This window comes from Planctomycetota bacterium, assembly GCA_026387035.1.
Lineage (GTDB): Bacteria > Planctomycetota > Phycisphaerae > FEN-1346 > FEN-1346 > JAPLMM01.
This window is the reverse complement of record JAPLMM010000206.1, coordinates 1-4,928: the sequence shown is the minus strand read 5'-3', so window position 1 is coordinate 4,928 and position 4,928 is coordinate 1. Positions and strand designations below refer to the sequence as shown.

The following is a 4,928-nucleotide window of genomic DNA, read 5'->3' as shown; positions in this document are numbered from 1 at the left end:
CATGGAGGTGCATGCGTGAGCAAGCCTCGACGTCGCCGCAAGGTCGGCAGCAAGAAGCGGCATATGCGCTGGAAGCGGCGCCACCACAAGCAGTAAGGCGACAGCATCCTGACCGGCGCCGGCGGACAACCTCTCACCTTCGGCGAAAGGAAGTTCGTCGTCAGGGAGCGGAACGGTCATGCCTCACCTGGGCGTTAACATCGACCACGTGGCCACGCTGCGGCAAGCCCGCCGGGGCGCGGAGCCCGACCCGGTGTGGGCGGCGGCCGAGGCCGAACTCGGCGGCGCCACCTGCATCACCCTGCACCTGCGCGAAGACCGCCGCCACATCCAGGATCGCGACCTGGAGATCCTCAGGAAAACGGTCCAGGTGAAACTGAACCTCGAGATGGCCGTCACGGACCCGATGGTGGACATCGCCTGCCGCATCCGCCCCCACCAGGCCACCCTGGTGCCCGAAGGCCGCCAGGAGATCACCACCGAGGGCGGCCTGCCGGTGGCCGGCCAGGAGGGCAAGGTCAAGGCGGCCGTGGCGCGCCTTAAAGCGGCCGGCATCACGGTCAGCCTCTTCATCGACCCGAAGCCGGAGGAGGTGGAAGCCTCGGCCCGCGTGGAGGCCGACGCCGTGGAGTTCCACACCGGCGAGTACGCCAACGCCCCGGACGGGCCGCAGCGCGACCGGCAGTTCATGCGTGTCGCCGAGGCCGCACGCCAGGCGCAGGGCCTCGGCTTGGTTGTCCACGCGGGGCACGGCCTGAATTACGTGAACGTCCGCCGCATCGCCCAGATTCCGGGGATGACCGAACTGAACATCGGCCACAGCATCGTCAGCCGGGCGATTTTCGTCGGCCTCCGCAAGGCCGTCCGCGAGATGGTCCGCCTCATCGAGCGGCCGGGCACGTAGCAGATAGGAACGCAAAGGAAACGGAATTGGATCCGCAGAGGACGCAGATGAACGCAGATAAGGACTTGGGTGGAAAAGAGAAAAAAGAAAATCTGCGTGCATCTGCGTCATCTGCGGACTACGCCGTTGCCTCTTCTTTGCCGTCGCCGCCGGGCGCTCCGCCGCCGGCAAGCGACGGCACCAACTGACCCCGTGGGAAAGGAGCCTGGCATGACCGCCTTTCGATTCTTCCTCATTCTCGTCATCTTCGTTCTCGCGTGCACAGCGTGGTGGGCCCTCGGCGGAACGGTGTACTGGCGCACGGGGAGCCTGCGGGACCAGTTGAGTGCCGAAGTGGATTCGCTCTGGGGGCCGGCCAACCTCAGCCAGCCGGCGCCCTACCTCGGGTCCAATGCCGAACGCGCGGCGCCCGTGGACCCCCTCGCCTCCAGCATCAAGGTCCACCTGGAGCACGAGAACCGGTATAAGGGGCTCCTCTGGTTCAGCACGTACACGGTGGATTTCGCGGGGACGTACACCGTGAAAGCCGGCCCGGCCGGGAACTCTTTCCTCTTCACCCTGCCCGCCGGCGTCCCGTTCACGGACAACCTAGGCCTGGCGCTGGACGGCGAAGCGCTCGACGTGGACTCCAAGCAGGTCGGCAACCGTTTCCTCGTTCCCATTCCGGCCGACGAGAAGACGCACGCCGTCGCCGTGACGTACAGGACGCGCGGCCGGGACCGGTGGAGTTACGTCACCGGCGAAAAGGATTCGCCCCGCGCTGCCCATCTCCAGGACTTCACGCTGGAGGTGACGACGAACTTCACGGCCATCAATTACCCCGAAGGAAGCATGAGCCCGTCGAAGAAGGCCGAGCCGACGGATGGCGGCGTGCGGGCCGTCTGGAAAATCACCGACTCGCGCACCAGCCAGTCCATCGCCGTGGACACCCCCGCGCGCGAGGACGCGGGCCCCATCGCCGCCCGCATGGCCCTCTACGCGCCGGTCGGCCTCCTTTTCTTCTTCACGGTTCTCTTTACGACGATGCTTCTGAAGAAGGTGTCCCTGCACCCGATGCATTACCTGTTCATTTCGGCCGGGTTCTTCGCGTTCCACATCCTGCTGGCATACCTGGTGGACAAGATAGACATCCACCAGGCCTTCTGGGTTTCGGCGGCGGTGAGCGTCTTCCTGGTCGTCAGTTACATGCGCCTCGTGGCAGGCATCAAGTTCGCCGTTGCGTACGTCGGCTTTGCGCAACTGGTGTACCTCATCGGTTTCAGTTACGCGTTCTTCTGGAAGGGGTGGACGGGCCTGGCGATCGTCGTCGTGGCAATCATCACGCTCTTTATCCTCATGCAGGCGACGGGCCGCGTGGTCTGGAACGAGGTCTTTAAGCGCAAGACGCCGGCCGCGCCGCCGAGTCCGCCGCCCCAGGCGCGATGACGGACCGGCGGGGCTGGTTCGCCGGCCCGCTTGTCGAAGCGCAGCGGAGACCCGCCGTAGCCCCGGCGCGCCGGGGGCGAAGGCTGGGCGGGCCGCGTGCCATCACCTCGAACCTTGTGCAAGGCGCGGCATCCCGGTCGCCACCCTGGCACGGCTACGGCTCGTGCCGTGGCCGGCAGGCGACTCGACTAGGCGAGCGGGACGCCGCGATTCCTGTTCGACCGGGCACAAGGTTTACGTTTTAGACCGGGGACTCGAGCGGTTCGAGGGTTGCGAGGACGTCGGCGAGTTTGGCGGTCGCCAGGCAGACGCAGGTGTCGGCGGCGCCGTAGTACATCCACAACTCATCGCCCCTCAGGAGGAGGCCCGTCGGGAAGACGACGTTCGACACCAGCCCCGCCATTTCGTAGATGGCCATCGCCTTGAAAATGTTGCACGGCGAGCGGGCGAGGAGTTTGTGCGGCCGGTCCTTATCCAGCAGCGCGACGCCGACGCGGTACACGTACTGCCCCGCGTAGAGTTTGACGCCGTGGTACAGGAGCAGCCACCCGTCCTTCGTCAGGAGGGGCGGGGGACCGGCGCCGACTTTCTGGGCGTCCCAGGCGGGTCCGGGGCCTTCGGGGAGGACGCAGTGCGGTTCGCCCCAGTGGACGAGGTCGGGGGAGAAGGCGATCCAGATGTTCTCAATCCCGCCGCCCGCGTCCGGGCGATGGAGGACCGCCCATCGGCCGTCGAACCGCCGGGGAAAGAGTGCGGCGTCCTTGTTGTTGGGGGAGAAGATGAGGCCGACGCGTTCGGCGGTCACCAGGTCCTTCGTCCGCGCCAGGCCCACCGCCGCTCCCAGCGGCGAGTAGGCCGTGTAGGTGATGTACCAGCACTTCTCTTCCTCGAGTCGGACGACGCGGGCGTCCTCGCAGCCCCACTGCTCGTAGCGCCACTGCGGCTCCCCATGGCGCAGGATCGGCTCTTTCTCGATGCGCCAGCCGTCCACGCCGTTGCGGCTCCGCGCGACGTAGATGCTGGAGTAGCCGGTCGCGTACTCGACGCGGAGGAGCAGCACGACTTCGCCGCCCTGTTCGGTGGCGCCGGGGTTGAGGACGGCTTCGGCGGGGAAGGGCATGTCCTGGGCCTTCAGGATGGGGTTGGAGCGGCAACGGTCGAAGATGGGTTTCATGGCTAAGCCTCCTCGTCGGGTTCGCGGATCTGGTCGAAGAAAGGCGTTCGTCCGCGCGCGACACATTCGTATGCATAAAGATACATGGCAGCCGACCAGGTTTGCCAGTCCTGTCCCTGGGGCGTGCCGTCCCGGGCGCGGAGCCATTCGTTGAAACCGAAGGCGACGCGGGCCTTGCGCGCCGGGCGGACGAGGTCGGCCAGGGCGGCGAGTTTCTGCCGGGCCAGGCGATGCTTCCCGGCCGCCACCAGCGCCGCCACGTAGAAGCCGCCGATGAACGGCCAGACGCCGCCGTTGTGATACTCGCCGGGCGGATTGTACGTCTTGTACCGCGGCCGCCAATCCGGGTCCTCGGGGCGGATGTACGGAAAGAGGCACGGCGGAAGGTCGAGGGCCAGTTGGCCGCTCGCGCGCAGGGCCTCGCACTCGTGCTCGATCCAGGCGATCATCGCTTTGGCGCGCGACGGCCTTGCGAGGCCCGATAGAATCGCCAGGCTGTTGCCCAAAAGGTCGAACCGCTCGCTGCGGTGGACCTTGTAGGACCAGAGGGCGTAGTACGGCTTGTGCCGCAGCACGAGGCCTTCGTGGACGTGGCGGTGCTGGGCTTCGGCGGTGACGGCGAAGCGGCCCGCGAGTTGACGGACGGTCTTCGCTTTCTCCTCCTCGCCGTGGAACCGCAGGTAACTGTACACGACCGTGTTGACGAACAGCCCGTAGCCGAGCACCCATTGCTCGTCGCGCCAATCGCTGGTCGGCAGATGGGCCACGAGGACGCGGTCGGCCGGGCTCTGGTAATCCATCCAGAGGAGGGCCTTTCGGACGGCATCGCGGAGGAATCGCGTTTCGCCGGTTGCGCGGCGATAGAGGGCGACGCCGAGGAGAAACAGGGGCGTCGTGTCGCTCGCCCCGCGGTCTTCCGGGTCGTGCACGAGCGACGGGATGTGGCCGCGGCGGGTCTGGTTCTTCGCAAGCGTCTCCAGGACGCGCCGCACGCTCGCCACGAGCCGGTCATCCCCCGAGACGAGCATCCCGAGCGCCGAGATCATGAGGTCGCGCGTGTAGGGTTCGGGGTAGCCCCAGCCGGCCGTGCGGGGGAGGCCGTGGCAGGGTCCGTGGGCGTTGTGGCGGAGGACTTCGAGGGCGGCGTTTCTGGCGTCTTCGATGAGGGTGTGGCGCTCTTGGGTCATGTTACTCGAGCCCCAGTCGGCTGGAGAGGATTTCGAGGAGTCGGCAGGCGACGATGCGGTAGTCGAAATGCTCGGCGACGTGTTTTCGAGCGGCGTCGCCCATCTTGCGGCGGAGGTTCGCGTCCTGCATGATTTTCAGCAGGAACTCGGCGATGTCGTGGACGCTGGCGCGGTAATCGGCCGTGCGCGGCTTCTTGAAGACGACGCGGTGGCCCTCCTTGTGGCCCGATTCCTGGCC

General features: G+C 66.9%; 6 protein-coding genes. 3 read left to right on the top strand and 3 right to left on the bottom strand.

Annotation, left to right across the window (positions count from 1 at the left end; translation table 11 throughout):
* The first annotated feature begins 178 nt into the window (after positions 1–178).
* From NTX40_07415 to NTX40_07405, 3 genes are read left to right on the top strand one after another with little or no spacing between them, the layout of a single operon-like run.
* Positions 179–904 carry a pyridoxine 5'-phosphate synthase gene (locus NTX40_07415; protein ID MCX5648907.1) on the top strand — a complete coding sequence of 242 codons (726 nt, stop codon included), beginning with the start codon at positions 179–181 and terminating at the stop codon, positions 902–904.
* A gap of 26 nt (positions 905–930) precedes the next feature.
* Positions 931–1,092 (top strand): hypothetical protein, encoded by a 162-nt coding sequence (locus NTX40_07410; GenBank protein ID MCX5648906.1) that lies wholly within the window; start codon positions 931–933, stop codon positions 1,090–1,092.
* 22 nt (positions 1,093–1,114) lie between these two features.
* Positions 1,115–2,329, top strand: a complete 1,215-nt coding sequence (locus NTX40_07405) for an inner membrane CreD family protein (protein ID MCX5648905.1) — start codon at positions 1,115–1,117, stop codon at positions 2,327–2,329.
* A gap of 241 nt (positions 2,330–2,570) precedes the next feature.
* On the opposite strand, the gene NTX40_07400 is transcribed toward NTX40_07405, so the two are convergent.
* The 3 genes from NTX40_07400 to NTX40_07390 form a co-directional block, all read right to left on the bottom strand.
* Positions 2,571–3,503 carry a glycosidase gene (locus NTX40_07400; GenBank protein ID MCX5648904.1) on the bottom strand — a complete coding sequence of 311 codons (933 nt, stop codon included), beginning with the start codon at positions 3,501–3,503 and terminating at the stop codon, positions 2,571–2,573.
* A 2-nt stretch (positions 3,504–3,505) separates the two neighbouring features.
* Positions 3,506–4,690 carry an amylo-alpha-1,6-glucosidase gene (locus NTX40_07395; GenBank protein ID MCX5648903.1) on the bottom strand — a complete coding sequence of 395 codons (1,185 nt, stop codon included), beginning with the start codon at positions 4,688–4,690 and terminating at the stop codon, positions 3,506–3,508.
* Between the two features lies 1 nt (position 4,691).
* A partial coding sequence (locus NTX40_07390) for a glycosyltransferase family 1 protein (GenBank protein ID MCX5648902.1) occupies positions 4,692–4,928 on the bottom strand: 237 nt, incomplete at its 5' end.